The following is a 15,617-nucleotide window of genomic DNA, read 5'->3' as shown; positions in this document are numbered from 1 at the left end:
CTGTCGTTTTCCGCCGTACAGATGGCGCGCGCCTCCTTGTGCCGTGCCGCTGTCAGGCGCACCATCACCGCCCATGATCAGCCTCTTCGACCTTTTCAAGATCGGCATCGGCCCCTCCTCGTCCCACACGGTCGGGCCGATGCGCGCCGCCCGGCGCTTTATCGCGCATCTCGATCCCGCGATGCCCGTCGCACGACTGCGCGTCACGCTCTACGGCTCGCTGGCATGGACCGCCAGCGGCCACGCCACCGACAAGGCCGTCATCCTCGGCCTGGCGGGCGAAACGCCGGAGAGCGTCGACCCCGACGCCGCCGATGACATCGTCCGCACGATCGGCACCGACCGCACGGTGCTGGTGCACGGCCGCCCCGTCGCCTTCGACCCCGCACACGACATCGTGCTGGACCGCGACACGATCCCGCCCGTCCACCCCAACACAATGCAGTTCCAGGCCCTTTCCGCCGACGGCACGGTGCTGGACACGGCACGCTTCTGTTCGGTCGGCGGCGGCTTCATCGTGCCCGAGGACGCGACGAAACAGGCCGGCTACGCCCAGCCCGACATGAAACTGGATTTCACCAGCGGCATCGAACTGCTGGACCGCACGCGCGAAAGCGGATTGAGCATCGCAGGAATTGTCCTGGCCAACGAGGCAAGCCTCCGTCCCCATGCCGAGATCACCGCCTATCTGGACCGGATCATCGACACCATGATGGCCTGCGTCGAACGCGGCCTGGTCCAGCACGGCACGCTGCCCGGCCGGATCAAGGTCCGCCGCCGCGCGGCGGCACTGCACGAACGCCTGCAGGAGCGCGCCCGCCTCAACCAGCGCCCCCCGCACGAGGCGATGGACTGGGTCAGCCTGTTCGCCATTGCCGTCAACGAGGAAAACGCCGCCGGCGGCCGCGTCGTCACCGCGCCCACCAACGGCGCGGCGGGCGTGATCCCGGCCGTGCTGCGCTATTACCGCGATTTCTGCCCCGACGCCTCGCGCCAGGGCATGCATGATTTCCTGCTGACGGCGGCGGCGGTCGGCGGGCTGTTCAAGCTCAACGCCTCGATCTCGGGCGCCGAGGTCGGCTGCCAGGGCGAGGTCGGGGTGGCCTCATCCATGGCGGCGGCGGGCCTGGCGGCGGCACTGGGCGCGACCCCGCTCCAGATCGAAAATGCCGCCGAGATCGGCATGGAACATCATCTGGGCATGACCTGCGACCCGGTCGCCGGCCTGGTGCAGATCCCCTGCATCGAACGCAACGCCTTCGGCGCGGTCAAGGCCATCAACGCCGCCTCGCTGGCCATGCATGGCGACGGCGCCCACCATGTCTCGCTGGATCAGGTCATCCGCACCATGGCGGAAACCGGCCGCGACATGAACCACCGCTACAAGGAAACGGCGCTGGGCGGCCTCGCGGTCAATTTCCCGGAATGCTGATCGTCCCCCCGCTGCCCGACGACCCGCTCAACTGCAGATCCGGATCGGCGAGACCAGGTCGCGCAGGCAGGCGACGATCGAACGCGGAGTCAACTGCCCGCTGCGGGGATTTTCCGCATTGGGCACGATCTCGATCGTCGCGGTAAAGCGCGCAGAATCGGCCTCGACGGTGATCGTGTGGATATTGCGATCCACCGCCGGGTCGGCAATCACGCGAACATCCGTGCGCGCGGGCCCCAGCCCGGCCAGCGCCAGGGCGGCGGCGACATTGGTATTGGCCGGAAAGGCGATGGCGGCCTCATCCGCCGTGCCGGTAAAAATCACGGTGGGCGCGATAATGGCGTGGATATCGATCGCATTCGCGACGATATGCGGCGCACCGGCCAGGCTGGCGGGCGATTTGCGGGTGTCGATCCGGATCGATGCCACCTGGCTTTCACAGGCGGCCTTGATCGCATCCAGCCCCAGGATGGCCCCGCTGGGCACCAATATCCGCCCCCCGCTGGCACGCGCCAGGTCTATCAGCTCCATGTTGGACAAAAGCGCACCGACCGAGGCCACGATCAGCGTCGCCCCCCGCGCCAGGGTCGGCCGCGCGATATCCACGAACAGGCGCGAAGGCAGCATCTCGACCACCACATCGCATTCCCCCAGCATGGCCAGGTCGCCCACGGGCGGCGGATTCGCCAGGCCAGCCAGCCGCGCGCGGGCCCGCTCCTGGTCCCCGGCCGCCACGGCGGCCAGTTCCAGGCCGGGAATCCCGGCATCCAGCAGGCGCGCCACCTGAATGCCGATCGAGCCGAGGCCGGCCAGCCCGATCCGCAGGGGGCGCGACCGGGCATAGGGGGCAAAATGCATGGACGGGACTCCAAAAATGGGAAAAACCAACAGCAAGGCCGGCGCGGAATTTCCCCCGCGCCGGCCCGCCATTCCCGGACCGGACGGTCCGGCGCCGTGTCGTCAGAACGTCGCGGACAGGTCGAGCCCGACCGTCGCCGGCGGCGAGGAGTTATAATAGACCGGCATCACCGAATTGACGTGGCCCGACACGCGCGTCTGCCGGTTCAGGATATTGCTGGCGAAGATCTGCGCACTGTAGCGGCCGAATTTCATGCCCAGATTGACGTTCGCCAGAAACCAACCGCCCAGATAGATATAGTCGGGATTGGCGCGGTTGAAGGCCGTGCTGCGCCCGCTCTGGTAGGCGATATCGCCGCGCAGGTAGGTCTCGTGGCCCAGCACGTCGAACGTGTAGGTGGCGTTGGCGTTCAGCGTCCAACGCGGCACGTAGGGCAGCGGGTCGCCGGCATGCGTCTGGTTGACCGCCAGCGGCTGATAGGGCTGCCGCCCGACCAGCTGGGCGTCGGCATAGTTGGTGCCCAGCCCCAGTTGCAGCGCGCGGATCGGCCGGGCCGCCAGTTCGGCCTCGAACCCCGTCGCGGCGGCCGACCCGGCATTGACGATATAATCGAAGGCACCTGTCGGGTCTGTGCCCTGCTGCTGCACGTTCGACCAGTTCATCCGGTAGAAGGCGCCGTTGAAGGTCACGCGGTTGTTCCACCAGCCGGTCTTCCAGCCGAATTCATAGTCCCACACCGTATCGGGCTGATAGGGCGGGGCCTGCTGCACGGTAAAGCCGATCGGCAGGTTGGGCCCGCCGATGCGATAGCCTTCCGCCGCCTCGGCATAGACCATCGCGTTCGGCGTGATGTCATACGACACCAGGAACTTTCCGGTCGCGGAATTCTCCTTCGCCGACAGCTTCGGGTAGTAGGTGGGCACGGCGCTGAAATCCATGAAGGGCATGATCGACAGCGTGTTCAAGGTGCGCGAAACCTGGAAGACGCGCACGCCGCCGGTGACTTTCAGCTTCGAGGTAATGGGATAGGTCAGCTCGCCGAATTCCGCGATCTGCTGCGTGTCGTCCCAGTTGGCCCGGGCATATTTGGTGGTCGGGGCATAACCGTCTGACATCCGGTCGAAGAAGCCGGCGGAATCCACCCCGCCATAGTACAGATTGAACATGTTCTTGCGCATCTGGTAGAACACGCCGCCCGTCCACTGGATTCGGGCATGGCTGGGCGCGGACAGCCGCACCTCGGCCGTCCAGGCGCTGACGCGCTGGCGGTCGTTCACCGCGTTGATCTGGCCCGATGCCAGACGCTGCTGGTACTGCGCCAGCGGATAGCAGTTCCAGAAATCGCCACTACTGCAATCATTTCCGTAATTGAATGACGTATCATGCGTATATTCCATCTTGCGTTCCTGCCAGGACGCAATGGCGGTCAACGTCGCCCAATGCATGTGATTGGTGGAAATGAGGTTGTAGGCCTGGAACTGGTCCGTCATCGGCTGCTTGACGAAATTGGCCGCTGCCCATTTGCTGTGGGCGACGGAATCGAACTGGGGGTTGAGGTTGAACAGGTCGCCGGTATTCGTGTTCTGGCGATAGCCGATAAAGTCAATCGTCCAGTTCTCCATCGGACGATAGCGGATGTTCAGCCGCCCGCCGGCATTATGCACCCAGTTGGTGCCGTTCTGCTGCAGGTAATATTCCTTGATCCATCCCGCGTTGCTGTCGCGATAGGCCGAAAGGCGAATCGCCAGCTTGTCCTTTATGATCGGAATATTGATCGTGCCATTCTGTGAATTATTGAATCCGCCCGTGGCATAGGTCGAAACCGACGTGTCGACGCGGCCGCCGAATTTCGCCAGGTCCGGCCGCTCCGAGATGATGCGGACGGTGCCCCCTTCCGAGCCCGAGCCGTAGAGCGTGCCCTGCGGGCCCTTCAGCACCTCGATGCGCTGCATGTCCCACAATTTCACGTCGGGCTGGGCCGACCCCGCATCCGTATTCTCGCCGGTAAAGCCGACGATCGGAATTTCGTCGAGATACATGCCCACCTGCGGCTCGCCGGCCGCGGTCAGGTTGCGGATGGCAAGGCGCTTCTGGCCAGGCCCCTGATCCTGGATGCTCAGGCCCGGAATCTGCGTGGCATAGTCGGAAATGCCCTGGGCATGCATCTGCGTCAGCACGCGGCCGCTGATCGCATCGATCGCCATCGGCGTATGCTGGACGCTGGTGGTGCGCCGCGTCGCCGACACGGTCACTTCCTCCAGCCCCTGCGCATCATGACCCGCCGGCTTGGCCGGCGTGGTGACGGCGGCCTTGCGGGCCGGGCCGGCATCCGTCGAGCGGGCCGGCTGCCGGGCGGTTGCCGGGTGGGGGCCATGGCCCGGCACCTGATGCTGTGCCGTCGCCGCCAGGGCGGGAAGTGCGAGCGCGCAGGGGCCGGCACCCATCAGCAGGACCGCCCGCAGGTTCCGGCGCGTTATACCGAAAATGGTCTTACGCATGTTTTCACCCCGATCATCATGTGATCCAGATTATATCGCATACCAAAACGATATGTCGATATCATTTTGATGCCGTTACGTAGACATAGACTCGAAAAAACACTTTTTCAGTCTGTTTTGTATACAAAAGGAAGCGAAAAAATCCCGCTGAGCCCATAAGGCATGCCATCCGCCGGCCTGACGAGCGATTCACGCGGATCGCGGACACCGGCACCACGGCCGGCGCAAAGAAATTTCTTGGAAGAAACGAACTCCCCAGCCCGTGTGCCGGGGCACGCGTCAGTGGGCGAGGCGCCCGTTCCGACCGGTCTCGGGCAGCAGGATCGTCGCGATCAGCACCAGCACATAGCTGGCCAGGCAGACCCACAGCAGCGCGACACCGATCCCCACCCCATGGGCCAGCGCCCCCACCAGGGCCACGCCCGACGCCGCACCCAGCCGCCCGGCGCTATAGGCGAAGCTGGTGCCGCTGGCACGGATCGCCGTGGGAAACAGTTCGGAAAAGAAGGTGCCCATGCCGCCATAGAGCCCCTGCGAGAAGAAGCCGAGCGGAAAGCCCGCCACCAGCAGCGCCCAGGCCGGCATCGGCAGACAGAGATAGATGGCCAGGATGCCGATGCTGCCCGTGACATAGACAAAGAAATTGGGCCGCCGGCCCCAGCGATCCGACAGATAGGCGCTGCCGATATAACCAAAGAAGGCACCCGCCGTCAGCACGATGACATACAGCCCGGTGGCACCGGGCGACAGGTGGCGCGACAGGGTCAGATAGGCGGGCAACCAGGTCGAAATGCCCAGCCCGCTGGTCTGCACCCCCAGCGCCAGCACGGTGGACAGCGTCGTCCGCCGCAGGATGGCAGGGCGGAAAATGTCATGGATCTTCATCCGCGCCGCGCGCTCGATCGCCTGCTCGCGACATTCCTTGTATATTGCAGGCTCGTCCACATGCCGCCGGATGACGATCAGCAGCAGCCCGGGCAGGATGCCCGACCAGAATACCGCGCGCCACGCAATGGATTCCGGCAGCAGCGCAATCGCGACGCTGGCGATGATGGCGGCCAGGGCCCAGCCCACGGCCACGCCGCTTTGCAGGCATCCCACCGCGCGGCCCCGGTTCTGATGACCGACGATTTCGGCCATCAGCACCACGCCGGCGGTGATTTCACCCCCGAAACCGAATCCCTGAATCGTCCGGCAGATGAACAATTGTTCGTAACTGGTGGCAAAGCCGCTGAGGAACGTGAACAGCGAGTAGATGACGATCGTGAACTGCATCGCCTTCACGCGCCCGAACCAGTCGCCCAGCAGGCCCGTCATCCACCCGCCGGCCGCCGCCGCGTACAGGGCCGCGCTGCCCAGCAGCCCGGCCTGCGCGGGCGCGACATGCCAGGCCTTCATCAGCACCGGGATCAGGAAGCTGAAGATGCGCAGATCCATCGCATCCAGCGCCACGCCACCATAGCAGCTCCAGAAGGTGATCTTTTCGACCTTCGACAGGCCCGTATACCAGCCAAGGGGACCGGCGCCGGGCTGCGTCCTGGGGGCTGACGTCGCCGGAATGGCGGACGTCTCGACATTGGCGAGGGGCATTCTGCGATCCTTGTCTGGGGGCATGGCACGAAGCGGGCAGAAAATCAGGTCACGGAAGCCGCCGCCTTCAGGCTGTCGGCCAGCGACGCGCGCCGCATGAAGGCCCGGGCCCGCTCGGGGTCGGCGGCCGCGTCGCGCAGGTCACGCAGATGCCGGGCGCGGATTTCAGGGTCGCGTTCTTCCAGCAGGCGTTTGTTCTGGATGGTCTGGGCCTGGACGAAATCCACCGCGGCCTTGCGCCGCTGCCGGCTGTACAGGTCCAGCACCGCCGCATCGGCCTCGCCGCGCAGAACCTGGCCCAGCTTCTCGCTCAGATTGACGGCGTCATGAATGCCGCCATTCATGCCCATGCCGCCGATCGGGTTGTTCACATGCGCCGAATCCCCCGCCAGCAGCACGCGCCCCTTGCGGAAGGTGGCCGCGACACGCTGGTTGACGGCATACATGTTGGAATAGGCAATGTCGTAATCGCCGGCCTTGGGAAAGAATTTCTGCAACCGCCCCTGGATGCCGGCATGACTCAGCGCCTCTTCCTCGGACTCGCCGACCCGGGTGGGAAAGATCGCGCGCCACAACCCCTTGCCGTCCGCGCCGCGCACCTTGAACAGGTTGCACCACTCGTTCGGGTCCGAGAAATAATTGCGGAAGGCATAGTCCGGCCGCTGCGCGCCGAAATCGAAGAAGGTCGCGATCTTCACGAACCGCTCGTCATAGGTAAAGCCCTCGAAGGCAATATCCTGCGACTTGCGCACGATGCTGCGTCCGCCATCGGCGCCGATCAGATAATCGTACTCCCGCACCTCCTGCGCACCGTCATGCTCCAGCGTGACGGTCACGCCGTCCGCATGCTGGACGATCTGCGTCGCTTCGGTCGAGAACAGCACCGCAATCCCGATCTCGTCGGCATAACGGGTGCTGACATCGTCGGTGAATTTATATTGTTCGTATTGCAGCACATAAGGATAGCGGAATTCGTCGGCCATGGTGGACAGGTCGAATTCCGCCACGATCTCGCCACTGACACGGTCGTGGAACTGGTATTTCGGCGCGATCAGCCCCTTGTCGATAATCGTCTCGCCAATACCCAGATCGCCCAGCATGGCCAGCGTGGTCGGGTGCAGCGACGCCGCGCGCTGGTCCATCACCGGTCCGGCCTCGCGTTCGACGACGGTGACGTCGAATCCCTGCCGCCCCAGGGCCAGGGCGCAGACCATGCCCACAGGGCCGGCGCCGACGATCATGATCCGTTTCTGCATCTGTCCTACGAGGCTCCTGTTCGCTTCCGTTCCGAAACGGACACGGAATCATTTAAGCGGAAGAAGGCATCGAGCGCGCGGCCAAATCCTTCCTCGCCGGTGTTGAGATGGGCGACGATCGACGTGTGGTTGTGGCCCGCCAGGCGGACCCAGCGCACAGGCACCCGGCCTGCCCGCGCCACGGCGTGCGCAAATTCCGCGCCGTACGTATCCAGGTGCCGGTTCTCGAATTCCGCAACGGCCACCAGCACCGGCAGCGGGCAGTCCGCGGCACGGCTCACGGGCGATCGCGCGGCATACAGGCTTTCGTCCGGGCCGAAATAGGCCGCCACATTGCCCGCATTGGGGTTGTCGGGGCGCCGGTCGGCACGCAGCCGGCCGCTGACCAGCGCCAGGCTGCGAACCCCCGCCGGCAGCCCGCCCAGCCCCGGCTCCAGCGCGGCGGTGGCCAGATGGCTGCCGCCCGCCGAATGGCCGATCACATGCACCCGCGCCGGGTCGCCGCCATGGGCGGCAATGCTGTCCCGTACCCAGGTCAGCGCGTCCAGCACGTCCCATGCGCCATCGGGCCAGGTGACGGCAGGCGCCAGACGGTATTCGACATTGACGCCGACATAGCCCAGCCGGGCGAACCAGTGCAGGACATTGTCATAGATCTCGCCATTCGCGCTCTTGGCACCACGGGTAAACGCCCCCCCATGGATAAAGACGACGACCGGCCGCGCCCCCTCCTGACCGTCGGGGCAGAAGATGTCGAGCACCTGCCGCGCGTCGGGTCCGTAGGCAATGTCACGGACAACCTTCGCGGCCTTGGGCGCGCCGGCGGCCAGCGGGGAATACAGCGCCACCATCTCCGCACGATGGGCCACGATATCGTCGTTCCAGCACGCCCCGATCGTCCGCATGCGGGCGCGCTGCTCCGGCGTCAGCTGGGCGAAACCCGTCGGATCGCACAGGAAATCGTCACGCACCAATCGCCCGCCCTCACAGATCTGCATCTTTTTCAATCATGTGATCTATTTGACGGCAGGTTTCGACCGATCGTCGACACGCACCCCTCCTGCCTTGCTCGCAGGCTAGGCAAAAATACAATTCTCTGTCAAAGTATTTTGTAGCGCCGAATTGTATTCCTATGCATAGTGAAGTTCCGCCCTGATGAGGCTCAGGCGGCACGTGCGTATATCAAGGACGAGAGTGACCCATGAGTGAGACGAGCAAGCTGAGACATATCGCCCTGTCCGTGCCGGACCCCGAGGCGGCGGCGACATTCTTCGAACAGGCTTTCGGCATGCAGCGCGCCGGCCGCGCCATGCGGGGCATCTATATGTCGGACGGCATCGTGAACATCGCGCTGCTGAATTTCGGCGACGAGCCGGTACCGGGCTTCGAAAATCAGAAGGGCTATTACGGCCTGATCCATTTCGGCGTCTGGGTCGACAGCCTGGAAGAAGCCGGCAGCAAGGTGACCGAGGCCGGCGGCGCCTATGTGACCGGCCGCAAGGAAACCGATCCGAACGTGTTCTACGAGGTCAAGTACAAGACCCCCGAAGGCATCGTCTTCGACATGACCGAGAGCGGCTGGCGCGGCGCGGTCAAGAACGTGGTCGCGGCCTGACACCGTGACACGCCTGTCCCACCCCCCGTCCCGGCCCGGACCCGATGACGCCATGGCGATCCTGACGCGCGTCCCGCTGGCCGAGCCCGCCTGGATGATGCTGGCGCGGCATGGAAGCGTCGTCGAATGGCCGGGGCCGGCCACACCGGTCGCGCTGCTCGACCAGGGGGTGCGGGCGCAGGTCCGTCTTGTCGTCACCAACGGCTCGGTCGGGCTGTCGGCCGACGACATGGCGGCACTGCCCGCGCTGCGATGGGTCTTGTGTACCGGGGTGGGGCACGAGAATGTCGATCTCGGTGCGGCGCAGGCGCGGGGGGTGCTGGTATCCAATACCCCCGGCGCAAACGCCCACACGGTGGCCGATCACGCCATGGCGCTGCTGCTGGCCATCTCGCGCGACCTGCTCCGGCTGGACCAGGGCGTGCGCGCGGGCCGGTGGGAGGATCTGCGCCAGCCGCGCCCGGCGCCGCACGAGCGCACGCTGGGCCTGCTGGGTTTCGGGCAGATCGGCCAGGCCATCGCCACCCGCGCGCTGGGGTTCGACATGCGCGTCCTCTATCACGCCCGCGCCCCGCGTCCCTTCAGGGGCGCGGAACATGTGGCCGACCTGACGGCCATGGCCACGCGCGCCGACTATCTGGTGGTGGCCTGCCCCGGCGGGGCGCAGACGCGCCATCTGGTCGATGCCGCATTGCTGCGGGCACTCGGGCCGCAGGGGTTCCTGGTCAATATCGGGCGCGGCAGCGTGGTCGATACCACGGCCCTGATCGCGGCGCTGGAGGACGGCGTCATCGCCGGCGCCGCGCTGGATGTGTTCGAGGGCGAACCGCTCGCGCCGCCACGGCTGCGCGCGCTGCCCAATCTCATCCTCACGCCCCATCTGGCCGGCCGGTCGCCGCAGGCGCAGGCCGCGCAGCTCTCGGCGCTGGAAAATCATATCGCTGCTTGCATGCAGGGCAAGTCTCCGCCGAATCTGGTACACAGTTGAAGCGGGATTGAACGCAAGGAGCCCTTCATGTCGACATATGCCGAAGATATATATAACCGCCTGGCCGAACAGATCATCCATGGCCAGTTGCAGCCCGGCCAGAAACTGGACGAGCAGGGCCTGGCCGCCAGCTTCGGCGTGTCGCGCACCCCGGTGCGCGAGGCGCTGAAGGAACTGGCGGCAAGGGGACTGATCGAATTCCAGCCCCGGCGCGGGGCGGTGGTCACGCAGATCAGCCTCGACCAGCTGGCCGACATGCTGGACGCGGAGTGCGAGATCGAGGCGCTGTGCGCCCGGCTGGCGTCGCAGAAAATGAACGCGCTGGAAAAGAGCCTGCTGCAGGACCTGTACGAGCAGGGCAAGGACGCCTCCGCGCGCGGCGACCGCAAGGCGTACTGGGCCATCAACCAGCAGTTCCACGATTTGATCGGACGCGGCGCCCACAACCATACCCTGGCGGAACTGATGCGCGACCTGCGCACCCGCCTGGCCGCATTCCGCCAGGCCCAGCCGCTGGAAAACGGCGAGCGCCTGACCCGGTCGCATGACGATCATGGCGCGGTCATGCGGGCGATCGTCGCTGGCGATCCCGAGACCGCCTACACCGTCATGCGCGACCACAACGCCCGGCTGGCGGCCGGCGTGCTGCAATTGCTGCGCAGCCGCGAGCAGGACGGCGCGCGGCCATACGCCACGCTCTACGCCACCGTCTGAGAGCCTGACCGTAAATGCGTGCTGATGGCGATCCGACGCGCGTTTTCTGCGCTTCACTGCTCACGGCCATAGAGGCCGCTGCGCTGCGATGCTCGAAAACACACGCCGGCCGCGGCCCTGTCGGGCCGCTCTCGCTCACCAGCCCACATTTCCGGTCAGGCTCTGACACCGCCCGGCTGCGCCGGGCCTTCCAGAAGGAGCATCGATGTCGGTCACTTTCAGCCTCAACGGCAAGCCCGTCATCTTCGACGGGCCCGACGACGTGCCCCTCCTGTGGGCGGTGCGCGAGCATTTCGGCCTGACGGGCAGCAAGTTCGGCTGCGGGATCGGCATGTGCGGCGCCTGCACCATGCATCTGGACGGCGAGGCCGTGCGCACCTGCGTCATGGCCGTCGGCCATGTGCGCGGGCGCGCCGTGACCACGATCGAGGGATTGCCGACCGACGAGACCAATCCCGTGCATCAGGCCTGGAACGAACTGGACGTGCCGCAATGCGGCTACTGCCAGTCGGGCATGATCATGGCCACCACGTCCCTGCTGGCCCGCAATCCCAATCCCACCGATCAGGATATCGACCAGGCCATCACCAATCTCTGCCGCTGCGCGACCTATATCCGCATCCGCGCGGCCATCCACGCCGCCGCCCGGCGGGCGTGAGAGGAGGCACGGTCATGTCGCACCACCCATCCCCTGTCCTGCTGGGCCGGCGCCGTTTCCTCGAGGTCGCGGCCGCCTTCGGCGCGGTGCTGGCCGTCCCGCTGGACGCCGCCATCGCCCGGCGGGGCGAGGTCGCGGAATCCGAACTGACGGACTGGATCTTCATCGACCAGGCGGGCACCGTCACCCTCGGCCTGTGCCAGCCAGAGGTCGGCCAGGGCTCGTACACCGTCCTGCCCAGTATCCTGGCCGAGGAGCTGGATGCCGACTGGCCGGCCGTCGCCGTGCGCTGGGTGATGGGGCGCGACGCCTACAAGATCCAGTTCCGCAACGAGAAACCGTCGCAGAAGGAAGGCGCCTCCACCTCGACCACCAAGCTGTACGCCCGGCTGCGCACCGCCGGCGCGGCGGCACGCATCATGCTGGTCAGCGCCGCCGCCACGCGCTGGGGCGTGCCCCCCGGACAGTGCGAGACGCGCGACGGCTGGGTACACAACCGGGCGACGGGGGAAAAACTGGCCTACGGCACGCTGGCCCCCGACGCGGCGAAGCTGCCCGTACCGTCCGATCCGCCGCTGAAGGACCGCAGCGCCTTCCGGCTGATCGGCAAATCCCTGCCCCGCCGCGACACGGCGGCCAAGACCAATGGCTCGGCCATCTTCGGGCTCGACGTCACGCTGCCGGACATGCTCAACGCCGCCATCCGCATCGCGCCGGCCATCGGCGGATGGCTGGTCGATGTCCGCAACGAGGCCGAGGTGCTGAAACAGCCCGGGGTGCGTCACATCCTGAAACTCGATGACGCCGTCATCGCCGTCGCCGATCGCTACTGGCAGGCCCAGCGCGCCGTCGACCTGCTCGATGTCGTCTTCTCGGCCGGCGAGAACGGCCACCTGTCGACCGCGCTGATCGACAATCTGGCCGAGGCGGGGCTGGAGGCCGAAATCGGCGTGCCCGCACTCTCGCAGGGCGACGCGCTCAAGATCATCGGCCAGCATCCGGACCGGGTGATCGAAAGCCGCTTCAGCGTTCCACACCTGGCCCATGCCGCGATGGAGCCGATGAACGCGACGGTCCATGTGCAGAAGGACCGGGTGGATGTCTGGGGCTCGATCCAGAGCACGGACGCCACCGTCTCGGCCGTGGCCAAGATCTGCGGCATGCATGAGGACCAGGTCCACCTGCATGTCGGCTTCCTGGGCGGCAGTTTCGGCGGCAAGATCGTGCCGGCCTTCGTCGCGCAGGCAGCCAAGGCGGCCAAGGCGCTCGGCCGCCCGGTCAAGCTGATCCGCACGCGCGAGATGGATATCCAGCACGATCATTTCCGGCCCAACAACAAGGGCCGGCTGCGCGCGGTGCTGGATGCCGACGGCTACCCGCTGGCGGTCCACGCGCGGGTCTGCGGCCAGTCGCTGTTCGCCACCACCCGGCCGTACTGGCTCACCAAGACACCGCTGGGCGATTACGACGAAAGCATGGTCGACGGGCTGTACCAGCAGACCTACGCCATCCCCAACTTCCATGTGGACGTCATCCAGACGCCGCTGCCGATCCCGGTCTATTTCATGCGCTCGGTCGGGTCGAGCGCCGGCGTGCTGTTCTGGGAAAGCTTCATCACCGATCTCGCCCATCATGCCGGCATCGACCAGTACGCCTATCGCCGGCACCTGCTGCGCAACTACCCCGCCGGGCTGCGGGTCCTGGACGCGGCTGCCCAGGCGGCAGGATGGGACCGGCCGGCCGGCCCGGACATCGCACGCGGCATCGCCTTCAACACCTATTTCGGGCGCGGCGGCTCGTTCGTGTCGGAATGCGCCGAGGTGGTGGAACTCAAGCGCGTGGGCGACCGCTGGAAGGTGGCCCGCGTGGTCTGCGCGATGGATGCCGGGCTGGTCGTCAACCACAATACCTTCAACGCCCAGATCCAGGGCGGAGTCGGTTTTGCCCTGACCTCCGCGCTGAAAAGCGAAATCACCTTCCGCGACGGCGCGGCGGAACAGTCGAACTTCGTCGACTATCCGCTGCTGTCCATCGCCGAAATGCCCGAAATCGTGCCGGTCATCGTCGAGAGCGACCGGCCGCCCCAGGGCGCGGGCGAGATCATGGTGGCGCCGCTGGCCCCCGCCATCTCGCAGGCATTGCTCCACGCCACAGGACGCCGGCCGGACCGCATGCCGTTCCGCGCCGAATGGTTCCAGGCGCGCGCATAGCGCCGCACCGCCGCACCAATAACAGAATCATCCATGAACCATCAGGAGAAACAGAAAGTGTCCGCACCGTTCCATCTCGCCTTTCCCGTGGACGATCTCGACGCCGCCCGCCATTTCTATGGCGAGGTCCTGGGCTGCCCCGAGGGGCGCAGCTCCGATAGCTGGATCGATTTCGACCTGTTCGGCAACCAGATCGTCACCCATTGCACCGGCCCCCGCGACCCCCAGGGCGGCACGGGCAGCGGCGCGGTCGATGGCCACAATGTGCCGATCCCGCATTTCGGCGTCGTGCTGGACATGGAAAGCTGGGAGGCGCTGGCCGAGCGCGTGCGCGCGCACAATATCCCCTTCGTCCTGGAACCGCAGGTCCGCTTCAAGGGCCTGCCGGGCGAGCAGGCCACGATGTTCTTCTTCGACCCGGCCGGCAATGCCCTGGAATTCAAGGCCCTGCGTTCGATGGACCAGCTGTTCGCCAAACAGTGACCAGCGGCCGCAACCGCATGCGCCGCGCCGCCTGCGCGGCCCTGCTGCTGATCGGGGCCGGCGCAGCGCCGGCCCGCGCGGCGGGCCAGGCCACCATTCCCGACCAGGAGGCGGTGGCGCGTGGCGCCTATCTGGCGGCGGCCGGGGACTGCGTGGCGTGCCACACGGCACCCGGCGGCCGTCCCTTCGCGGGCGGACGGGCCATCCGTACCGCCTTCGGCACCCTGCTGGGCAGCAACATCACGCCCGACACCGCAACCGGCATCGGCGGCTGGACGGACGCGCAGTTCCTGCGCGCGGTCAAGCGCGGGATCGGCGGCAAGGGCCAGCGGCTTTATGCCGCCATGCCGTTCAATACCTATGCCAGGGCCAGCGACCGCGACATTCTGGACATCAAGGCCTATCTCGCCAGCCTGCAGCCGGTACGCAACGCGGTGGCGACCAACCAGTTCTCTTTTCCCTTCAATATCCGCCTGCTGTCAGCCTTCGTCTGGTCGATGCTCTATTTCGACCCGGCACCGTTCCGCGCCGATCCCGCGCGCGACGCGCAATGGAATCGCGGCGCCTATCTGGTGACCGGCCTGGGTCACTGCACAACCTGCCATTCGCCCAAGAACCGCCTGGGGGCCGACGATGTGCGCGCCTATCTGGGCGGCGCACCGCTGGAAGGCCTGTTCGCCCCGGCGCTGGATGACGCCGCCCGCACCGGATTGGGCGGCTGGACGGAGGAGGACATCGTCGCCTACCTGCGCACCGGCACCAGCCGCCGCGCGGTCGCGGCCGGCCCGATGGCCGAAGTCGTCAGCCGCTCGACCCAGTTCCTGACCGACGCCGACCTGCGGGCAATCGCGGTCTATCTGCGCTCGGTGCCCACACCACCCGGGCAGGAGGCCACGCCGCCCGCCCCACCGGGCACGGCGGCGATGGAAGCCGGCGCGCGCCTCTACGGCGAAAGCTGCCGCGCCTGCCACGGCGCCGACGGGCAAGGCATCCCGGGCATGGTCCCGGCCCTGGCCGGCCACGCGGGCGTCCAGTCGGCCGATCCGGCCAGCGCCCTCAACGTGATCCTGCAAGGCGCCCAGTCCGCGATCACACGCGGCAACGATCGCGGCACCAGCATGCCGGCCTTCGCCTGGAAACTGACAGACACCCAGGTCGCCGACGTCACAACCTTCGTACGCAACAGCTGGGGCAACCGCGCCGCCCCCATCACCCCAGCCGACGCGGCCCGCGCCCGCCAGGCACTCAACGCTCCCCAATCCCTTCCGCGCTGAACGGCAATTTTTTAAATCCGCATTGTACGGATCGCGATGC

General features: G+C 66.6%; 13 protein-coding genes. 8 read left to right on the top strand and 5 right to left on the bottom strand.

Going from position 1 to position 15,617, the window contains the following annotated elements:
• Nucleotides 1–73: 73 nt before the first annotated feature.
• A complete protein-coding gene (locus HLH35_RS04820; protein WP_182978069.1) occupies nucleotides 74–1,432 on the top strand; it encodes an L-serine ammonia-lyase in 1,359 nt (452 codons plus the stop codon).
• A 27-nt stretch (nucleotides 1,433–1,459) separates the two neighbouring features.
• Here HLH35_RS04820 and HLH35_RS04815 read toward each other — a convergent pair whose 3' ends face one another.
• From HLH35_RS04815 to HLH35_RS04795, 5 genes are all read right to left on the bottom strand, one after another.
• A complete protein-coding gene (locus HLH35_RS04815) occupies nucleotides 1,460–2,290 on the bottom strand; it encodes an aspartate dehydrogenase (RefSeq protein ID WP_182978068.1) in 831 nt (276 codons plus the stop codon).
• 102 nt (nucleotides 2,291–2,392) lie between these two features.
• Entirely contained in the window at nucleotides 2,393–4,789 is a 2,397-nt protein-coding gene (locus HLH35_RS04810) for a TonB-dependent receptor (protein ID WP_182978067.1), read from the bottom strand.
• A gap of 279 nt (nucleotides 4,790–5,068) precedes the next feature.
• Entirely contained in the window at nucleotides 5,069–6,379 is a 1,311-nt protein-coding gene (locus HLH35_RS04805; protein ID WP_182978066.1) for an MFS transporter, read from the bottom strand.
• A gap of 44 nt (nucleotides 6,380–6,423) precedes the next feature.
• Nucleotides 6,424–7,635 carry an FAD-dependent oxidoreductase gene (locus tag HLH35_RS04800; RefSeq protein WP_182978065.1) on the bottom strand — a complete coding sequence of 404 codons (1,212 nt, stop codon included), beginning with the start codon at nucleotides 7,633–7,635 and terminating at the stop codon, nucleotides 6,424–6,426.
• A 5-nt stretch (nucleotides 7,636–7,640) separates the two neighbouring features.
• Nucleotides 7,641–8,633 carry an alpha/beta hydrolase gene (locus HLH35_RS04795; RefSeq protein WP_182978064.1) on the bottom strand — a complete coding sequence of 331 codons (993 nt, stop codon included), beginning with the start codon at nucleotides 8,631–8,633 and terminating at the stop codon, nucleotides 7,641–7,643.
• 203 nt (nucleotides 8,634–8,836) lie between these two features.
• Between HLH35_RS04795 and HLH35_RS04790 the strand changes: the two genes are divergently transcribed.
• The 7 genes from HLH35_RS04790 to HLH35_RS04760 all read left to right on the top strand — a co-directional run bounded on the left by HLH35_RS04790 (nucleotide 8,837) and on the right by HLH35_RS04760 (nucleotide 15,577).
• Nucleotides 8,837–9,250, top strand: a complete 414-nt coding sequence (locus HLH35_RS04790; RefSeq protein ID WP_182964315.1) for a VOC family protein — start codon at nucleotides 8,837–8,839, stop codon at nucleotides 9,248–9,250.
• Between the two features lie 52 nt (nucleotides 9,251–9,302).
• Nucleotides 9,303–10,238: an NAD(P)-dependent oxidoreductase gene (locus tag HLH35_RS04785; RefSeq protein ID WP_220790544.1), complete on the top strand. Its 936-nt coding sequence runs from the start codon at nucleotides 9,303–9,305 to the stop codon at nucleotides 10,236–10,238.
• A gap of 27 nt (nucleotides 10,239–10,265) precedes the next feature.
• Nucleotides 10,266–10,952, top strand: coding sequence for a GntR family transcriptional regulator (locus tag HLH35_RS04780; RefSeq protein WP_182964314.1), 687 nt, complete (start codon nucleotides 10,266–10,268; stop codon nucleotides 10,950–10,952).
• 205 nt (nucleotides 10,953–11,157) lie between these two features.
• The gene (locus tag HLH35_RS04775) at nucleotides 11,158–11,610 is read left to right on the top strand and encodes a (2Fe-2S)-binding protein (RefSeq protein WP_182978063.1); all 453 of its coding nucleotides are present in this window, start codon (nucleotides 11,158–11,160) and stop codon (nucleotides 11,608–11,610) included.
• A gap of 14 nt (nucleotides 11,611–11,624) precedes the next feature.
• Nucleotides 11,625–13,820 (top strand): xanthine dehydrogenase family protein molybdopterin-binding subunit, encoded by a 2,196-nt coding sequence (locus HLH35_RS04770; RefSeq protein WP_182978062.1) that lies wholly within the window; start codon nucleotides 11,625–11,627, stop codon nucleotides 13,818–13,820.
• 57 nt (nucleotides 13,821–13,877) lie between these two features.
• Nucleotides 13,878–14,303 (top strand): VOC family protein, encoded by a 426-nt coding sequence (locus HLH35_RS04765; protein WP_456305629.1) that lies wholly within the window; start codon nucleotides 13,878–13,880, stop codon nucleotides 14,301–14,303.
• A complete protein-coding gene (locus HLH35_RS04760; RefSeq protein WP_182978060.1) occupies nucleotides 14,300–15,577 on the top strand; it encodes a c-type cytochrome in 1,278 nt (425 codons plus the stop codon). Before HLH35_RS04765 ends, HLH35_RS04760 begins: the two co-directional genes overlap by 4 nt.
• The last annotated feature ends 40 nt before the right edge of the window (nucleotides 15,578–15,617 follow it).

Origin of the sequence: Gluconacetobacter asukensis (assembly GCF_014174375.1) — a bacterium.
Classification (GTDB): domain Bacteria; phylum Pseudomonadota; class Alphaproteobacteria; order Acetobacterales; family Acetobacteraceae; genus Gluconacetobacter; species Gluconacetobacter asukensis.
The sequence above is the reverse complement of the archived record's forward strand: the minus strand, read 5'-3'. Positions and strand labels throughout refer to the sequence as shown.

Bases quoted from the DNA above. Each gene is read 5' to 3' on its own strand.
- HLH35_RS04800 (WP_182978065.1), bottom strand. From the start codon at position 7,635: ATGCAGAAACGGATCATGATCGTCGGCGCCGGCCCTGTGGGCATGGTC.
- HLH35_RS04790 (WP_182964315.1), top strand. From the start codon at position 8,837: ATGAGTGAGACGAGCAAGCTGAGACATATCGCCCTGTCCGTGCCGGAC.
- HLH35_RS04820 (WP_182978069.1), top strand. From the start codon at position 74: ATGATCAGCCTCTTCGACCTTTTCAAGATCGGCATCGGCCCCTCCTCG.
- HLH35_RS04810 (WP_182978067.1), bottom strand. From the start codon at position 4,789: ATGCGTAAGACCATTTTCGGTATAACGCGCCGGAACCTGCGGGCGGTC.
- HLH35_RS04805 (WP_182978066.1), bottom strand. From the start codon at position 6,379: ATGCCCCTCGCCAATGTCGAGACGTCCGCCATTCCGGCGACGTCAGCC.
- HLH35_RS04770 (WP_182978062.1), top strand. From the start codon at position 11,625: ATGTCGCACCACCCATCCCCTGTCCTGCTGGGCCGGCGCCGTTTCCTC.
- HLH35_RS04795 (WP_182978064.1), bottom strand. From the start codon at position 8,633: ATGCAGATCTGTGAGGGCGGGCGATTGGTGCGTGACGATTTCCTGTGC.
- HLH35_RS04775 (WP_182978063.1), top strand. From the start codon at position 11,158: ATGTCGGTCACTTTCAGCCTCAACGGCAAGCCCGTCATCTTCGACGGG.
- HLH35_RS04780 (WP_182964314.1), top strand. From the start codon at position 10,266: ATGTCGACATATGCCGAAGATATATATAACCGCCTGGCCGAACAGATC.
- HLH35_RS04785 (WP_220790544.1), top strand. From the start codon at position 9,303: ATGGCGATCCTGACGCGCGTCCCGCTGGCCGAGCCCGCCTGGATGATG.
- HLH35_RS04815 (WP_182978068.1), bottom strand. From the start codon at position 2,290: ATGCATTTTGCCCCCTATGCCCGGTCGCGCCCCCTGCGGATCGGGCTG.